The sequence below is a fragment of the Eubacterium oxidoreducens genome, from assembly GCF_900104415.1.
GTDB lineage: Bacteria > Bacillota > Clostridia > Lachnospirales > Lachnospiraceae > Eubacterium_C > Eubacterium_C oxidoreducens.
On record NZ_FMXR01000015.1, the window covers coordinates 41637 to 59107 of the forward strand.

General features: G+C 41.1%; 15 protein-coding genes and 1 riboswitch. All 15 genes read right to left on the reverse strand.

Features of this window, described 5'->3' with window-relative positions:
* Window positions 1-71 precede the first annotated feature (71 nt).
* The 15 genes from BLS20_RS10240 to BLS20_RS10310 all read right to left on the reverse strand — a co-directional run bounded on the left by BLS20_RS10240 (window position 72) and on the right by BLS20_RS10310 (window position 17458).
* Window positions 72-1298, reverse strand: a complete 1227-nt coding sequence (locus tag BLS20_RS10240; protein ID WP_090174280.1) for a BMP family ABC transporter substrate-binding protein — start codon at window positions 1296-1298, stop codon at window positions 72-74.
* Between the two features lie 121 nt (window positions 1299-1419).
* Window positions 1420-2547, reverse strand: a complete 1128-nt coding sequence (locus BLS20_RS10245; protein ID WP_090174281.1) for a sulfotransferase family protein — start codon at window positions 2545-2547, stop codon at window positions 1420-1422.
* A 2-nt stretch (window positions 2548-2549) separates the two neighbouring features.
* The gene (locus BLS20_RS10250) at window positions 2550-3695 is read right to left on the reverse strand and encodes a DUF4317 domain-containing protein (RefSeq protein WP_090174282.1); all 1146 of its coding nucleotides are present in this window, start codon (window positions 3693-3695) and stop codon (window positions 2550-2552) included.
* Between the two features lie 61 nt (window positions 3696-3756).
* Window positions 3757-4506, reverse strand: coding sequence for a CPBP family intramembrane glutamic endopeptidase (locus BLS20_RS10255; RefSeq protein WP_090174283.1), 750 nt, complete (start codon window positions 4504-4506; stop codon window positions 3757-3759).
* A 29-nt stretch (window positions 4507-4535) separates the two neighbouring features.
* Entirely contained in the window at window positions 4536-5267 is a 732-nt protein-coding gene (locus tag BLS20_RS10260) for an ABC transporter ATP-binding protein (RefSeq protein WP_090174284.1), read from the reverse strand.
* A 12-nt stretch (window positions 5268-5279) separates the two neighbouring features.
* A complete protein-coding gene (locus tag BLS20_RS10265) occupies window positions 5280-6296 on the reverse strand; it encodes an ABC transporter substrate-binding protein (protein WP_090174285.1) in 1017 nt (338 codons plus the stop codon).
* Window positions 6297-6301: 5 nt separating this feature from the next.
* Window positions 6302-7078 (reverse strand): ABC transporter permease, encoded by a 777-nt coding sequence (locus BLS20_RS10270; protein ID WP_090174286.1) that lies wholly within the window; start codon window positions 7076-7078, stop codon window positions 6302-6304.
* Window positions 7047-7343: a thiamine-binding protein gene (locus tag BLS20_RS10275; protein WP_090174287.1), complete on the reverse strand. Its 297-nt coding sequence runs from the start codon at window positions 7341-7343 to the stop codon at window positions 7047-7049. The genes BLS20_RS10270 and BLS20_RS10275 overlap by 32 nt, the downstream gene beginning before the upstream one ends.
* A 124-nt stretch (window positions 7344-7467) precedes the next feature.
* Window positions 7468-7571: riboswitch (TPP riboswitch) on the reverse strand.
* A 39-nt stretch (window positions 7572-7610) separates the two neighbouring features.
* Window positions 7611-8432: a 2-amino-4-hydroxy-6-hydroxymethyldihydropteridine diphosphokinase gene (folK, locus tag BLS20_RS10280; protein ID WP_090174288.1), complete on the reverse strand. Its 822-nt coding sequence runs from the start codon at window positions 8430-8432 to the stop codon at window positions 7611-7613.
* Window positions 8433-8434: 2 nt separating this feature from the next.
* Window positions 8435-9247 carry a dihydropteroate synthase gene (folP, locus tag BLS20_RS10285; RefSeq protein WP_090174289.1) on the reverse strand — a complete coding sequence of 271 codons (813 nt, stop codon included), beginning with the start codon at window positions 9245-9247 and terminating at the stop codon, window positions 8435-8437.
* Entirely contained in the window at window positions 9244-9792 is a 549-nt protein-coding gene (locus BLS20_RS10290) for an HD domain-containing protein (protein WP_090174290.1), read from the reverse strand. The genes folP and BLS20_RS10290 overlap by 4 nt, the downstream gene beginning before the upstream one ends.
* Window position 9793: 1 nt before the next feature.
* Window positions 9794-11077, reverse strand: coding sequence for a bifunctional folylpolyglutamate synthase/dihydrofolate synthase (locus tag BLS20_RS10295; protein ID WP_090174291.1), 1284 nt, complete (start codon window positions 11075-11077; stop codon window positions 9794-9796).
* A gap of 74 nt (window positions 11078-11151) precedes the next feature.
* Entirely contained in the window at window positions 11152-13179 is a 2028-nt protein-coding gene (locus BLS20_RS10300; protein WP_090174292.1) for a sodium-translocating pyrophosphatase, read from the reverse strand.
* A gap of 107 nt (window positions 13180-13286) precedes the next feature.
* Window positions 13287-15521 (reverse strand): DNA gyrase/topoisomerase IV subunit A, encoded by a 2235-nt coding sequence (locus BLS20_RS10305; protein ID WP_090174293.1) that lies wholly within the window; start codon window positions 15519-15521, stop codon window positions 13287-13289.
* A 14-nt stretch (window positions 15522-15535) separates the two neighbouring features.
* Window positions 15536-17458 (reverse strand): DNA gyrase/topoisomerase IV subunit B, encoded by a 1923-nt coding sequence (locus tag BLS20_RS10310; protein ID WP_090174294.1) that lies wholly within the window; start codon window positions 17456-17458, stop codon window positions 15536-15538.
* Window positions 17459-17471 lie beyond the last annotated feature (13 nt).

A 17471-nucleotide genomic window follows, 5' to 3' on the forward strand; every position in this document is an offset into this window, starting at 1 on the left:
AAAACTGCAAAAAGCGGGAGCTTTGTATAACAAAGCCCCGCCCTACCGTGTATTTTACCTATTGCGGCAAATTATTCTGTCGTTAATTCTGTAATGCCATCAATTCTTAGATCAAATGCCGGTGCCGAAATAACTGTTGATTCCTGGAATACTCCATCCGATACATACTGCTCATAGGAAGCATAATCTCCACCTTCTGCAATCAAATCTTCAATTGACTTACCACCAATTGTAAATGTTGATGTATCAAATACCTTAAGACTTCCATCTTTGATTGCTGCAATTACTTCATCTACTTTATCCTGTGTTCTTTCTGCGCAAGCATCTCCAAGTGTTGTAAGAGCTACTGCATCTGAAGCAAATCCTTCTGACCAATCAGTTGCAATGGCTTCACCATTTAACACGCAACTAACTGCATAATCATAATATACTGCCCAGTTATTCGTCGATGATGTCAGTGCTGTTGTTGCTGCTACTGATGTCATATCAACATTGTAACCAACACAAGGAACGCCCTTTTCCTCACATGCTGAAGGTGCTCCGGTTGTATCTGCATGCTGAGATATTAACACACAGCCATCTGCAATCAATGCATCTGCAGTCTCTTTTTCCTTAGAGATATCTGCCCAGCTGTTTGTATACTGTACTTCCATTGTTGCGCTATCGCATACGCTCTTAACACCAAGATAGAACGCTGTATATCCTGATACCACCTCTGCATATGGATATGCACCAACATAACCAATCTTGCAAGCATCTTCTGTCACTTCGCCTGCTTCAATCATTTCATTTAATTTAAGACCAGCAACTACACCACTTACATAGCGTGCTTCATAAATATTATCAAAGTAATTGTGCATGTTAGAAAGTCCTGAAGATGCTGCCTGATATCCTGTTGCATGACAGAACTGAATCTCCGGAAATTCCTCTGCAGCCTGCTTAATATAGTCCTCATGTCCAAAGCTTGTTCCGAAAATAATATCGCATCCCTGTTCTGCAAGATCAACAGCTGCATCATAGCATTCTTCACTTTCCGGAATAGTCGTCTTTTCGATAACCTGATCTTCTGAAATTCCAAGATCTTCCATCATCTGGTCTATTCCCTTCATATGAGACTCCGTATATCCCTCGTTCTCATCGCCGATATAGATTACACCAATCTTAATATCAGCTGCAGATACCTGCGTTGTTCCTTCTGCTGTCGACGTTGCATCCGAATCTGCACCACTGCTTGAGCATCCAGCCAGCATGGCTACCGATAATCCTGCAATCAGTAATGAACTGATTAACTTTTTCATTTTTTTGTCCTCCTGTAAACGCTTTTTTTGCTACCTACTTATATTAGAGCATAGATAAACATTTGTCTATCCAAAATCCAACAAACAGTAAAAAGGTACTGTTTATGCAGTACCTTTTATATCATGCCTGATTCACTTTATTCGGTTCTAACATCTGATATCCATATCTTTCAAAATAAAACCCAAGCTTTTCATTGACTTTGCGAATGAGTTCCGAAGAAAACTCATATTGATTCGTCTTATAATCCTGCATATCATCCAAATATTTCTGGAAACTGTCTTTCGCGTCATCAAATCCGCCAAGGCCCAGATGCTCATAAATCTTACGCATATATGGCATCGGATTCTTTACAAAATCCTCATATCGAATTTCAATATAATCTGCTTCATTCATCATGGAAAGATCCCGAAAAGCTTTGCGATAAATTCTAGCCATAAGTTCTACAATCGTATCCTCAATAAATTCTTCGGATGGAGGCTCTGAAAGACTAAGAAGATTCATTTCTTTTAAAAACATATTCTTTGTCGATCTTGCTACCACATAAGGATTGCGATAAATATTAATAAATTTTGCTCCCGGATAGCACTTCTTAAGCTTTCGAATCCGGCAAGTATTCTCCGGACTCTTAAGCATTAATTGCTTTCCATGCTCAAGATATGTCGCTTTCTTAAGAATATAATCATAAGCTTTCGTCCATTCTTTTTGCTTTTTTTCATCTTGCTCATCAATAAAAGCCGTCTCGATATATTTCACGCCTTTTCCTTTATCGGGAAATACAAGCATATGAGAAATCGCCTGTGTCGAAATTGTCGCCTGTGCAAACACCTCTTCCATAGGCAAATCAATTGTATAATCAAGATTGTCCATCGGTCTTGCATCTTTTAAAAGGATTTTCTCAACTTTAGGCAAAACATCCTTTAATAAGATGCAATTATTAAAAGATACCGTCTTCATCGGATCAAACCATCCAAACTGCTTATCCTTGCTAAGTAAATTCTGCAAAAAGGTTGTTCCGGTTCTCCAGTGACCAATTACATATAAAGGATCCTTTGTAATCTTGGTCCTTCGGATTCTCCCATCAAACAGCAGTCGTTCCAGTCCGGCAGGGATCGCCAACATGGCCGATACGAATGTGATAAACATCGCCTGCCCTTTCTTTTCCTTGCTGACATTATTCTCTTTTAATAACTTAATCCAGTTGTCAAACCGACATCCCATCATATTATGCGACAAGGTAAGATGACTCATACTTATTCACTATCTCCTTTATCCTTCCGCAGACTGACACTAACCCCATTCACTTCGACATTTCCTTCTGCCGGAATCACAATACAATGACGACCATCAATATCCATTGTTTCAATCATCATTGCCCGCTCCGGATCTACTTTAATTACAACGTCCGGTGTCTCAATCTGAAATTTCTTAGTTTCTGCAATATTATTGAGTACCAGCTCTTCGCGTTCTCCAACCTTCTCGTCATATAATTCTTCAAAGAACTCAAGATCATCATGTCCCACTCCACTGTTCGATAACAGCTGTGACACCTGCTCTTTTCCCAGCATCACAAGTTCATCCTCATCCTTGCTTTCCTCAACAAGTTCTGAGATATTCTCGTGAATCATCTTTATTGTATCAAAATCTCCGTTTTGTTCAAGGGTCATTGTAAGAACTTCATGAAAAGAATCCTTTTGGCCCCCCGGTGTAAGACTTGGCACGCTTCCTAAAATCTGCGAGATAAAATTCTCCTGCATGATTTCTGGATTCTTTGCAAAATATAACACCTTATGAATATCTGCCGTGCGATCTTCAAATGCCGGAAACAACATCCCGTTAATTGGCGGCTGAACCACCCAGTCACGTACTCGCTCTGCCATGGAATTGGTCATCGAGTCATAAGACAATCCAGCCTTAGACATCGTTACCGGACAAATTGAACACAAAATAAATTCATAAACACTGTCCGACGCATCCTCCATCTCTAACCCGTCACTCGTCTTCCCCGGCACATCATAATTTCCATGAATCAATACAATATAATAATTTTCTTCATAAAAATATTCATCAATCATTTTATTATAAAAATCTTCTAACAGTTGGTCATCTTGCAGCTTACTGTCACGAAGTCTAAGTAAAAACTCCTGACTACCACCCGGCTGCTCTTGTTCCAGTAGGAATTCCATTGTTGTCAGATTCTTACCAACAGTACCGCCCAGCGTTTTTTTGAATATATCAAAATACTTATGCTCTTCTTCCTCCGGCAGACTAAGAAATGCATCCTTTGATGTCATGATCTTGTTCTTTTCATAGTCCACATAACAGCCACATATTCTGTCTATTGCACAATTAGCCGGTGTAAACTGCTTTCTGATTTCCAGTACTTCTTTTTTATTCATAACAAAACGATACCTCTTTTTTACAAATTCAAGATATATTTTAACAAAGAAATATCTTTTTTCAATACTTGATTTTTTGAATCTTTCGTATCATCAAAAGCACTATCACAATTCCCGCTATCGCCAATATTGCGCTTTCATAAAGAATATGTTCGCGCTCTCCTTCCCAGGATGCAATCCAATCAAAGCGTCGTACTAATGCAAGTAAATTCACCGCTGCGTGTGTCATAATACACCATCGCAATCCGCCCTGCCGATATACCAGCGCCAATATAACTCCGACACCTGTTGCATAAAAAAATTGTGGTATATTCGCATGAACGATCCCAAACACAATCGCACTAATCAAAATCCCCCACACAGGTCTGTAGCATTCTTTTATCTTCTCGTACAAAATCCCGCGATATAATAATTCTTCTGCAATGGGTGTCATAATTACAGTATACAAAAACAGCCAGATTGCTGCCCCTTCCCCAAAGCTCTCATTCACATTCTGATAATTACCTGAAGTCTTCATTATGTTACTTAGATAAATCAAATTATTAAGTAGCGGCGCTATCACAAGTGCCAGCACCACAACTCCACCTGTTGCTTGTTTTCGCGGTGCAATCATTATTTTCATCCGTTCTAGTCTTCTCCATCGCAGCAACAAAGGCAGGCAAATAAGATGTGAAATTATCGCCAATAAATTATAAGGCACTGATGTATTTTGAAACATCAGTGCCAATATTTGATAAATAATACCGTTAAGAATTATATAAATCAGTACTTGTATCACGCCAAGCAAAGTCGTTCGAATCTTCCCGTTCATTCTTATCTCACTTCCGTTTTTTCCTACAATTATAACACACTTAAGATTTCTCGTCTTATCTCAATACTATCATTGGTCAGCAAAAAATCTTCTTTTTTCTTTGGAAGTACGATCTCTTTTACGATTCGACCGGGATGCCCTGCCATAATCCAAATACGATCCGACAAAAAAAGTGCTTCTTCGATATCATGGGTTACAAAAATAGTTGACAATCGAATCCGATGCATTACCTCAAGATACCATCTGTGCATCTCACTTTTTGTAATCGCATCCAAGGCAGAAAATGGCTCATCCAAAAGCGCCACCTCTTTTCCAAACAGGTACGTCCGAAGAAGTGCTGCCCTTTGCCGCATACCTCCGGACAATTGAGAAGGGTATTGTCGCTGCGTTCCTTCAATGCCAAATTCTGCAAAATACGAAGAAGCTTTCTTTCTTGCCTCTGATTTTTTCATGCCTTGTATGATTAAAGGCATTGCCACGTTGTCCTCCATAGTGTGATACGGCATCAAAAGATCCTTTTGTAACATATAACTGACATGTCCCGCCTGTCCTGTGATCTCTTGCTCATGCAAGTAAACCTGCCCACTGTCTGGGCGCACAAGACCGGACAGGATCTGAAAAAGCGTTGTCTTCCCGACACCACTAACGCCAAGCAGACTAACTATCTCTTCTTTTTTTAGATGTACCGATACATCTTCTATAATATTTTCTTTTTCATAACTATGCGTAATCTGCTTTGCAGTTAACACTGTATCACTCATATCCTAATCCTTCTACTCCGGATTATAATCATTTGTAAATCCGGTTCCGTCTGCAATTTCATTTTCTACAAGTTTGTTTTCATACATCCAGTCATAAACTCCGTCCCAACGTTCTTCATCAATATAGCCCCAATATGGTGCGTCTTTGCTATACTGATCAGCCAGCCATTCCTGTGAAGCCGTTACAAGCTCCTCATCCAATTCCGGAACTTCCTCGCATAATATTTTGGCCGCCTCATCCGGATTGTCAATTGCATATTCATAACCTTTTCGAACAGCTGCCACAAATGCTTTCGTAACTTCCGGATTCTCCTGCATGTATTCATCATTTCCAATAATTACCGGTGTGTATTCATCCATATCCGAACAATAATCTTTCAGGAAGAAAAAGTTCGTATCAAGGTCTGATAGTTCTGCCCGAATACCATCCCATGCATAATAAATCCAGACAGCATCAATATTGGACTGAAGTCCTGCCACTGCATCATCTACGGTTACCGGATCTAAGATAACATTGTCCCAAACTCCACCGTCTTGTTCTACACAATACTCTAGCAAAGTCTGCTCCATTGGATCTTCCCAGGTTGCATAGTGAAGACCTTCTAATCCTTTCGGCGATGTAACATTACTGTCCGCACGGGTAATAATTCCACTTGTATTATGCTGAATAACTGCAGCAATCGCCGTTACAGGAATCGGATCTTCTGAAGCATAGGTATATGCCATAGTATCTTGAAAATCAATTCCAAATTCTGCTTGTCCTACACCTACCAGTTCCGAACCATATCCACTTGACGTTTGAACAAATTCAACTTCAATACCGGCATCCTCAAAATATCCCAGTGCATCCGCTACATAAAGCCCCGTATGATTCGTATTCGGTGTCCAGTCCAATGCAAATGTAATTTTTGTCAACTCTTTATCCTGACTTGTATCACTTGATGATGTCTGTGTCGATGTCGTTCCACACGCTGCAAGTGATGCAGTCATAACTCCTGTCAATAATGCTGCTATAATCTTCTTTTTCATCAATTCTACTCCTCATGTTTCTTTGTTTTTTCCCATGGCATCAATACTTTTTGTACTCTTCCAAGTCCCCACATAAGTAACAAACTAATTGCGGATATCAGAACAATAACCGCAAACATCTTGTCATAGGAATATGATTTTTTAACGCGCATCATATAAACGCCAAGACCGTTATATCCCCCCAGCCATTCCGCAACAACCGCTCCTACAATCGAATATGCCGCCGAAATTCGAAGTCCAGAAAAAAATTCTCCAAGCGTTGCCGGCATCTTCATATAGCGAAAGATCTGCATCGGCTTTGCTCCCATCGCCCGAAACAGCGAAACGGCTTCCCTATCAACACTGGCAAATCCCTCTAGCAATCCAATCGTAATTGGGAAGAATGCAGTGATAATAACCAGTACTATTTTCGGTGCCATAGCATAACCCAGCCACAAAATCAAAAGCGGTGCAATTGCTACAGTCGGAATCGTTTGTGTAATCACAACAATCGGATAAAAGGCTTTATAGAATCCTTTAAAATGATTCATCAGCACAGCACATAAAAATCCTAGTGCAGTACCTATTGCCAGCCCAATTAACGCCTCCACTACTGTTGTTTTGGCATGTCCCATAAGCAGCGGAAAATCTTCAATGAATGCTTGCACAACCGATACCGGACTCGGCAACATATAATGCGGAACGATTTCTAACATTGCCACCGCCTGCCAGGCGATAATGATAATAGCAATTGCAGTTAGCGGTATGAACTTACTTGTGATGTTTTGTAATCTTCTTTTCAATGGAAAGTACTTCTCCCTCAGGTCTGTATACGATCTTAACATATGAGGCAACATATGGTGCCCCAGCCTTTACGGCGATTTTCTGACATTCCTTTACAATGTCCATTAATTCATCATAATCTCCCTCAATGGTCGTCTCAAAAGGACCTACTGAGCAATTAAGTCCGGTCGACTTGATGTATGCAATCACCTCATCTACCACGCGAATCAATTCCTCTTGCGACGAAGCTTCCGGAAGTACCTGAATAGCCACGCTTGCGTTCATAAACGACTCCTCCTTTCTTCTGTAATAGTTGTCTCAATCGGCGTTCTGTCTTATGACTGAAATATTCCTTAAATAAAGAAAAACCTATGCTGCAATAGCATAGGTCTGTGATTATGTAAAATCTATTGAATCTGCACAATCTCCCTACGCCGGTATGATCCGGATCAGGTAATAAGGGTCAAAGCATTATATGCCTTTCTCAGCCTTTCGGCTCCCCTGATCGTTTCTTAGTGTAATCCTCTTTGCTTCAATTGTCAATTGCATACCCTATGACAATTTGTTAAGTCTTTCTAATAACTGATACATCGTCAGATGAAAAATCGGATGCATCACTTGCGGAGCAATCTCACACATAGGTTCTAATACAAAGTGTCGATTATGCATATCCGCATGCGGTATTGTAAGTTGCAAACTCCTATTGATTGTATCTTCAAACAACAAAATATCAATATCCAACGTGCGTTCTCCCCAATGTTCCTTTCGCACTCTCTTATTTTTTTTCTCAATATCATGAATCAATTCTAGTAGTTGCTCCGGATTTAGCAATGTCTCAATCTCAACGGCCGTATTTAGAAAATCGCTTTGATCTGTCTTGCCATAAGGCGGTGTATTAATATAACCTGCCACCTTGTTCACCTTAACAAAAGGATTCTCTTTCAATGCCGCTATTGCATTATCCAGATATTTTTGTCGATCTCCCATATTCGATCCCAGCGATAAATATGCGCACTTCCAGCCGCGAACCACTTCTACCGACACCGACTCTAACGGCAATCCGATAGGCGCCCACGGTTTCAAAACCTCTAATCGTATCTTTTTCATTCTCGGATACGTAAGCAAAAGCTGCCGCGAAAGCTGTTCTGCAACGGTTTCAATCAACTTAAATGTATGATCGTGCATGAATTTTGTAATAAACTGACATACGTCTCCATAATGAATCGAATCCGACATTTTATCACTTTGACCTGCAATACCGGCTTGTATATATAACGTTGCATTAATCAAAAACTTCTGCCCAAGTGTATTTTCCTCCGGCAATAGTCCATGATGACCAAACACCTCTAAGTTCTTAATCTTAATCTGATCCATATCTACCCTCTGTGATTCATAATTGCTCTAACCATCTTCACGGCTCTTACATGTTCTTTTACATCATGAACTCTTAAAAACATCGCATCTTCCATAACACCGTAAATGCCGGTTGCCAATGTCCCTTCAAGTCTCTCATTCGTAGGAAGATTGAGAGTCTTTCCGATTACCGACTTTCTAGATGTTCCAAGCAAAATCGGACATCCTAACTCCTTTAATTCATGCAGCCTTGCAATCACTTCAAGATTTTGATCTACATTTTTTGCAAACCCAACCCCCGGATCAAGAATGATTTTCTCACGGTTAATTCCTGCTGCTACCGCTATTTCAACAGATTTTGCAAGATCAGCTTTCACATCTTCCATAAAATCCTGATAATCCGTATTTGTTCGATTATGCATAAGACAACATGCTGCATCGGCATCGGCAATAACCCTGGCCATCTTATCATCATATTGAAGTCCCCAGATATCATTGACCAGATTTGCTCCCGCCTGTAAAGCTGCTGCTGCCACCTGACTTTTATAGGTATCGATAGAAACCGGAATATCAAAACGTCTTTTGATTGCTTCAATCACCGGTACCACACGATAGATTTCTTCTGCTTCGCCAATCTTCGTGTACCCCGGTCTTGTAGACTCTCCTCCAACATCAATGATGGAAGCACCTTCTTCTATCATTCTCTGCACATGCGCAATGGCTTTTTCAACTGTATTATGTTCGCCGCCATCTGAAAATGAATCCGGCGTCACATTCAAAATTCCCATTATATAAGTATGATTTGTTGTTTCAAATGTCTGCCTTCCAATAATCATATCTTAAACACCTCATAATTAATCGGTTCCATATTTTTACGCCTATCATCCCAATAGCACTCCCCTGCTGCATCACATGCAAAGCATTGGCGAACGCGGTTGTCTGCCCATGCAAAAATATATACCAACCGATCCACTTCATCAAGTTCTTTCAAAGCGTCCCTTAGCTGATCATATGTTTTGATTGCATTTCTCCTGTCATCCTTGATTGTATGTGCTTCGATTAAATCTACCACTCTTATCTGCAAATCTTCCGGCACACGAAGCTGCAGCATAAGTTCTTTTGCAATGCCTATACTTGCCTTGGCATGGTGTTCACTCCCATGAACTCTTCCAATGTCATGAAGCAATGCTGCCAGCATAATCAGCTGCGGTTCATGAGGAACCCGGCATATTGAAGCCGCCCAGCTTGCCAAAGATGCTACTTCAATAAAGTGCTTCTTATCATGATGGCAAAACTTACGTTCCTTCTCCAATTCCGCCAAGCAGCTTACATACTTTCTATAACTTTCGTTTTTTAATAACAATTCCGCGTAATTTTTCATCTTACTCTTCTATTCTTTTTCTAAAACAATCCTTAATATTCTTCAGCTGCGAAAGTGATCCAAAGCAAATAATCACTTCCGGTTTAAGTTGCAGCGCCCTATCAACCGCCTGCTCGCAATCCCGCGCAACCTCAATGTGTTTGTAATACGCCTTCGCATACTCGCTAAGTTCTAAAGCACTTAATCCTCTCTCCCCAACCGTCGGCATACATACAACCGTTTGTGTATGTTGCGACATAATCTCAAGCACGCGCTCACACGCTTTGTCTTTTAACATTCCTATTATATAGACAATACTCTTATTTGTAAATTTATTTTCTACGGTTTTTGAAAGCCGCAAGGCCGCCGGTTCATTATGCGCTCCGTCCAAGTACACCTGTGGCTTTTGGGCAATCTGTTCAAACCTTCCAAACGGAGGTTTTATCAGCAATCCGTGCCGAATGTGCTCCTGCGTAATAGAAAGATGCTTTGCCAATTGTTCACATGCAAGTATAGCTGTTGAAGCATTCTCAATCTGATACAGCGCCTGCGCACGAATCTCAAGCTTCTTATAATCCTTATAATCAAATACCAGACCATCTCTTGTATTATGAACATTCCTAATTTCTTCTCTTGCAACCATGCAAAAATCTCCTTCCTTATCGGAAGTTTGTTTTTGCAGGATTTCAAGCACCGGTGGTTTTTGTGGTGCCGTAATTACCGTTGTTTTCTCTTTGATAATACCTGATTTTGCCAGCGCAATCGACTCGATATCCTCTCCTAGAAAAGCCATATGATCCATCCCTATTGGAGTGAAGATACACTGCAGCGGACTCGTAAGGATATTGGTTGCATCCAATGCACCGCCCATACCACACTCTAGGATCACAAGATCGACGCGATGCGCTGTAAACGCCAGGAACGCAACGGCAACTTCCATTTCAAACAACGTTGGGTGTACCATGTTCTTCTCTGTCATCTTTTGGCAGGCATCTTCCACAACAGAATAATATCTTGCCAGTTCTTCTTTTGTAATTCGATCGCCGTCAATAATAAATTTATCCTCGTAGCAATAGACGTCCGGTGTCATAAAGCAGCCAACCGTATAACCGGCTTCTTTAAGTATTGATGCCATATAATGACAGGTACTTCCTTTGCCATTTGTTCCCGCAACATGAAGCACCGGAAAGGTATCCTGTATGTTATCAAGCTGTTTCATAAGCTCTTTGATACTTTCAAGTCCCGGAACACTTCCAAGTTTCGCCACTTCTTCTATCAGTTTCATTGTTTCTTCGTAATTCATCATAAGGATGATTATAACACAAAAAAATGAGCAGAGAACGAAATTCTCTGCCCATACTTAGATTTCTTATGTAATTCTTAGAAGAACATAGAAAGGATACCCTGTCCTTGTGCACAAAGAAGGAATACCGGTGCAAATACCAATGATACGATTGTCATCAGTTTAATCAAGATGTTAATAGAAGGTCCTGAAGTATCCTTAAATGGATCACCTACAGTATCACCAACTACAGCAGCCTTATGAGGCTCACTACCTTTTCCACCATGATTTCCGGATTCAATAAACTTCTTAGCATTATCCCAAGCACCACCGGCATTAGCCATGAAGATAGCCATAAGTACACCGGTTACAAGAGCACCAGCTAAAAGTCCGCCAAGTGCATCAGTACCAAGGAAGATTCCGATTACGATTGGAACAACGATTGCAATAATACCCGGAAGAAGCATTTCTTTTAATGCAGCCTGTGTAGAAATTGATACACAAGTCTTGTAATCCGGTTTGCTTGTTCCCTCTAAGATACCCTTATCTTCACGGAACTGTCTTCTAACTTCCTCAATCATCTTGTATGCAGCTTTTGATACAGCCTGCATTGTAATAGATGAGAACAGGAATGGAAGCATACCACCGATAAACAGACCAACTACAACGGTTGGCTGAAGGATATTGATCAAATCAAGTTCCACAACCTGTGCGTAAGATACGAACAAAGCAAGAGCTGTTAAAGCAGCAGATCCGATAGCGAATCCCTTACCGATAGCAGCTGTTGTGTTACCAACTGAGTCAAGCTTATCTGTAATCTCACGAACACCTTCATCAAGTTCAGACATTTCTGCAATACCACCGGCATTGTCAGCGATTGGACCATAAGCATCGACAGCTACCGTAGAACCTGTTGTTGCAAGCATACCTACAGCTGCAAGAGCGATTCCGTAAAGTCCGGAGAACTTGTATGATACAAAGATTCCGATTGCAATTAAGATAATTGGAATAACAGTAGATTCCATACCTACAGCAAGACCTGAAATAATATTGGTAGCAGATCCTGTTTCAGACTGGTCTGCAATCTTCTTAACATGCTTGTGTTCATCCGATGTATAAACACCTGTAATCTTACCGATTAACACACCAACAATTAAGCCGGCAATGATAGCTCCACAGTAAGAGAATGAACCAAGAATTACTTTTGATAAGATAATAGCAAATACTACAACGATAATATTCGCAATATTAGTACCAAGGTCAAGAGACTTTTGTGGATTTACTCCATCCTTACCACGTACAAATGCGATACCAAGGATAGATGCAAGAATACCGATACCAGCAAGAAGTAATGGGAATAATGCTCCTGCTACTGTTCCGCCAACGACATCCGTTACTCCTGTTGCTGCAGCAACACCAAGTGTTACAGCAGAGATAATAGATCCAACATATGACTCGAATAAGTCAGCACCCATACCTGCAACGTCACCTACGTTATCTCCTACGTTATCTGCGATAACAGCCGGGTTACGAGGATCGTCTTCCGGGATACCTGCTTCTACCTTACCTACAAGGTCAGCTCCAACGTCAGCAGCTTTTGTATAAATACCACCACCAACACGTGCAAATAAAGCAACAGATGAAGCACCGAGTGAGAAACCTGTTAAGATTGATACATTACCTGTCAGGAAATAAATAACGCTGACACCGGCAAGTCCAAGACCTACCACGCAAAGACCCATAACTGCACCACCGCGGAATGCGATTGGAAGAGCCTTGCTCATTCCGCCATTCTCAGCAGCTCTTGCAGTTCTAACGTTTGCTCTAGTAGCAACGTTCATACCTGCATAACCTGCAAGAATAGAGAAAATCGATCCTACTACATAACAGATTGCAGTCGGCCATCCGATAAAGAGACCAATCAATACAAACAAGATAATAATAAATACAATTAAAATTTTGTACTCAGCTGTTAAGAAAGCCTGAGCACCTTCGTGAATAGCAGCGGCAATTTCTTTCATACGATTGTTTCCTTCGTCCTGCTTCTTCACGGCTGCTGCCAGTGCAAGTGCGACCAGCAACGCGATAATACCAATAATTGGTATTAACCATACTAATCCAGACATTTGAACTTCCTCCCTAATCTTTTCATTTTTGGTTCGTTAATAGTCCACGAAATATCCTATCAAAACTATGTGGTTCTGTCAAGATATTTTCCTTTACTTTCCCCTATTTAGTGCTTGGTTCCCTTCGTTGCACGAGAGGAAATCTTAAGGCGATTTAACGCTACTTGTTTTCCTCCGATTTCAAGCATCGGGGAGTCTCCTTCATATAACAGATGGCAATCCTTAACATAATCGCCATTATTTAATTTAATACCATGCACGCCGACTGCCGTTTTTTTCATCTCCGGTAGTTCTAAAAGCATGATACGAAGAAGCATATTTTTCGCAGTATGGTAAACGAGCGTTTCTCCGCCATAAACAATCTGTGCCATGACAAGCGAATCCTCTGCACCAAGTTTTGTCGCTGCAGTCTGTTTTTTCGAAACATCAAACTGCTCTCCTTCTACAACCTTGGACATACCGCTTTGTGTGACAAATACGACTTTGTGTTTTTTGACTTCTTCCAATGCGAAGACAGACACTATGTTCTCACTTTCTGAATCGTACTTACTCACATTATCAATTGGTGTTCCTTTTTCACGGAACTTTCCGAACGGAAGGTCTAGCACTTTTATTAAATGTAGCTGACCTGTATTGGTAAACAGACAAATCTTGTCTGTATTCTTACATGAAACAATATGTTTATTTTCTGCATCTGCAGCATCCTTATTTCGCTCGTAAGTTGCCTGATCAACCGTTCTGACATAACCAAATCGATCCATCAACATAACGACATCCATCTCTTCAATCTTCTTTTCTTCAAAGACGATTTCTGCTGCATTTTCAATGCTTGTCTTACGGTCGGTGCCGTATTCTTTTTTAACGTGATCGAGTTCTTTCATGATCACCTTCGCCATAGATGTACGATGCTCTAAAATATCGGAATACGTATTGATATTCTCAATGGTCTGATCATGTTCCTTAATCAGTGCTTCAATCTCAAGACCAACGAGTTTGGATAAACGAAGTTCTAAGATTGCCTGTGCCTGTCTTTCGGTAAAGCAAAGCTGTTCTGCCATCATTCTCGAACTTGCGCTCTTAAAATCAATCCCTTCGCTTTCTCCCGTCATCAGACATTTTTTCGCCATCTTAACGGTCTTTGATCCGCGAATAATTTCGATAATCAGATCAATGATATTGCAGGCCTTCATAAGACCTTCTTGTATTTCTTGTTTATCACGTTCTTTAGCAAGCAGATTCGTATACTTACGTGTTGCCAGCTCATATTGGAAATTCACATGATGCCGAATCACACTGACAATCCCCATTGTCTCAGGCTTACCGTCTGCCACTGCAAGCATATTTACACCAAAGGTATCTTCAAGTCTCGTCTTTTTATAAAGCATGTTCTTGAGATTTTCCACATCCGCGCCGCGCTTTAACTCGATGACAATTCGAATTCCTTCTTTGGAAGACTGATTCGAGATATCAACAATATCTGCTGTCTTTTTATTTTCCACAAGAGAACCGACATCATTTAAGAATTTACCGATATTGGCTCCCACCATGGTATATGGAATCTCGGTAATGACAAGCAGCTGCTTGCCTCCCTTTCCCTTTTCCACTTCGACCTTACCGCGAATCTTTACTTTACCGCTTCCGGTCTCATAGATATTTTGCAACTCGTCTTTATTGACAACAATTCCACCGGTCGGAAAATCCGGTCCCGGAATAAACTTCATCATCTCTTCCGTCGTAATGGACGGATTTTTCATATAGGCTTTCACACCGTCAATAACTTCTGCAAGGTTATGCGGTGGAATATTGGTTGCCATACCAACGGCAATACCTTCTGCTCCGTTGATTAGCAGATTTGGCACTTTGACAGGAAGTACCTCCGGCTCCTTTTCTGTCTCATCAAAGTTCGGAACAAAGTCCACAACATCCTTATCCAAATCTGCCAGATACACTTCCTGCGTTACTTTTTCAAGACGCGCTTCGGTATATCGCATTGCCGCTGCTCCGTCACCTTCTATGGAACCAAAGTTTCCGTGTCCGTCTACGAGCGGCAGTCCTCTTTTAAACTCCTGCGCCATAACAACCAGCGCATCATAGATGGAAGAATCGCCATGCGGGTGATATTTACCCATGGTATCACCAACGATACGAGCACATTTACGATATGGCTTGTCGTAACGAATCCCAAGTTCTTGCATATCGTAAAGCGTTCTTCTTTGAACTGGTTTTAGACCGTCTCTGACATCCGGAAGCGCTCTTGACACAATGACACTCATAGCATAATCGATATAGGATTTTTGCATTAGGTCCGAATACTCTGTACGAATTAACTGTTCTTCACTCATCTTGTCCTAACCTCCTAGATATCCAGCTCTGCATCAAGTGCATGGTCATAGATAAATTTCTTTCTCGGCGGAACTTCCGTTCCCATCAGCATTGCCGTTACATCTGACGCCATACGTGCATCCTCAATCTCAATCTTTTTGAGGAGTCGACGCTCCGGATCAAGCGTTGTCTCCCACAATTGCTTGGCATCCATCTCACCTAATCCTTTATATCTTTGCAGAGTAAACTTGCCTTTATGCGTTTTACGATACTTTTCCAGTGCCGCATCGTCATACAGATATTCTTCTTCTCCCTTATCCGGCATAGCCTTATAAAGCGGTGGCATTGCCACATAAACATGCCCCTCAAATATAAGTTCCGGCATGAACCGGTAAAACAGCGTCAAAAGAAGCGTAGAGATATGAGCACCGTCTACGTCCGCATCCGCCATGATAATAATCTTGTTATAACGAAGCTTTGTGATATCAAAATCATTACCAAAACCTTCTGAAAATCCACAGCCAAATGCATTAATCATTGTCTTAATCTCTGCATTTGCAAGGACTTTATCGATACTTGCCTTTTCTACATTTAATATCTTACCTCGAATTGGAAGTATCGCCTGGTAGTTTCTATTTCTTGCCGTCTTGGCAGAACCTCCTGCCGAGTCTCCCTCGACAATGAATATCTCACACTTGGAAGCGTCTCTGCTCTCACAGTTCGCAAGCTTTCCATTGGAATCAAAAGAAAATTTCTGCTTTTGAAGCAGATTTGTTCTGGCTTTTTCTTCTGTCTTACGAATCTTGGCTGCTTTTTCAGCACAGCCAATTACCGTCTTAAGCTGCTCTAAATGCTTGTCAAAATACAGCTGAATCTCATCTCCGGTTACCTTACCGGTCACACGGGCCGCATCCTGGTTGTCGAGTTTTGTCTTTGTCTGTCCTTCAAATCTGGGATCCGGATGCTTCACAGAGATTACCGCCGTCATACCATTTCGCACATCAGCACCGGTAAAGTTGGCATCCTTTTCTTTTAAGATTCCAAGTTCTCTGGCATACGCATTAATGACACTCGTAAATGTCGTCTTAAATCCGGTCAGATGTGCCCCGCCTTCCGCATTGTAGATGTTATTACAAAAACCAAGGACATTCTCATGAAATTCATCGGTGTACTGAAAGGCAACTTCTACGCCAATGTTATCTGCTTCTCCCGAAAAGTAAATAACATCATGAAGCACATGCGAATTCTTATTTACGTCCTTTACAAATCCGACAATTCCTTCTTCTTCATGAAATGTCATTTCAATCGGTTCGTCTCCCCGCAGATCCGTATACTGAATGGTAAGACGCGGATTCAAATAAGCGGTCTCATGAAGACGCGAGATAATCTCATCTTCTTTGAATCTTGTTTTCTCAAAAATCGTAGGATCCGGCAAAAATGTTATTTTCGTCCCATGCTTTTTCGTCTTTCCGATTACCGGCAACAATCCTTTCACAAGCTCCTCTGTCGGATGGCCTTGCTCATATCTGTCATGATGAATCTTACCATCTCTGCTGATTTCAACATCCATATATGTAGACAGTGCATTTACCACAGAAGAACCGACGCCATGCAATCCACCGGACGTTTTATATACAGAATCATCAAACTTGCCGCCTGCATGAAGTGTAGAAAAAACAATTCTTGCAGCCGACACACCTTTTTCATGCATTCCAACCGGAATACCTCGTCCGTTATCTTCCACCGTACAAGAACCATCAGCATTCAACGTTACCTGAATCAAATCGCACTCCCCGGCAAGATGTTCATCCACTGAGTTATCTACGATTTCATATACCAAATGATTTAATCCTTTTCTCGAAACGCTTCCGATATACATTCCCGGACGTTTTCGAACCGCTTCAAGGCCTTCAAGTATCGAAATACTGCTTTCATCATATGTTACTTTCTTTGCCAATTTCTACTCACCC

Excerpts from the sequence above, each read along its gene's own strand:
- BLS20_RS10295 (WP_090174291.1), bottom strand. The coding sequence starts at position 11,077 with ATGATGAATTACGAAGAAACAATGAAACTGATAGAAGAAGTGGCGAAA.
- BLS20_RS10300 (WP_090174292.1), bottom strand. The coding sequence starts at position 13,179 with ATGTCTGGATTAGTATGGTTAATACCAATTATTGGTATTATCGCGTTG.
- BLS20_RS10245 (WP_090174281.1), bottom strand. The coding sequence starts at position 2,547 with ATGAGTCATCTTACCTTGTCGCATAATATGATGGGATGTCGGTTTGAC.
- folP (WP_090174289.1), bottom strand. The coding sequence starts at position 9,247 with ATGATTATTGGAAGGCAGACATTTGAAACAACAAATCATACTTATATA.
- BLS20_RS10250 (WP_090174282.1), bottom strand. The coding sequence starts at position 3,695 with ATGAATAAAAAAGAAGTACTGGAAATCAGAAAGCAGTTTACACCGGCT.
- BLS20_RS10290 (WP_090174290.1), bottom strand. The coding sequence starts at position 9,792 with ATGAAAAATTACGCGGAATTGTTATTAAAAAACGAAAGTTATAGAAAG.
- BLS20_RS10275 (WP_090174287.1), bottom strand. The coding sequence starts at position 7,343 with ATGAACGCAAGCGTGGCTATTCAGGTACTTCCGGAAGCTTCGTCGCAA.
- BLS20_RS10265 (WP_090174285.1), bottom strand. The coding sequence starts at position 6,296 with ATGAAAAAGAAGATTATAGCAGCATTATTGACAGGAGTTATGACTGCA.
- folK (WP_090174288.1), bottom strand. The coding sequence starts at position 8,432 with ATGGATCAGATTAAGATTAAGAACTTAGAGGTGTTTGGTCATCATGGA.
- BLS20_RS10305 (WP_090174293.1), bottom strand. The coding sequence starts at position 15,521 with ATGAGTGAAGAACAGTTAATTCGTACAGAGTATTCGGACCTAATGCAA.
- BLS20_RS10240 (WP_090174280.1), bottom strand. The coding sequence starts at position 1,298 with ATGAAAAAGTTAATCAGTTCATTACTGATTGCAGGATTATCGGTAGCC.
- BLS20_RS10260 (WP_090174284.1), bottom strand. The coding sequence starts at position 5,267 with ATGAGTGATACAGTGTTAACTGCAAAGCAGATTACGCATAGTTATGAA.
- BLS20_RS10255 (WP_090174283.1), bottom strand. The coding sequence starts at position 4,506 with ATGAACGGGAAGATTCGAACGACTTTGCTTGGCGTGATACAAGTACTG.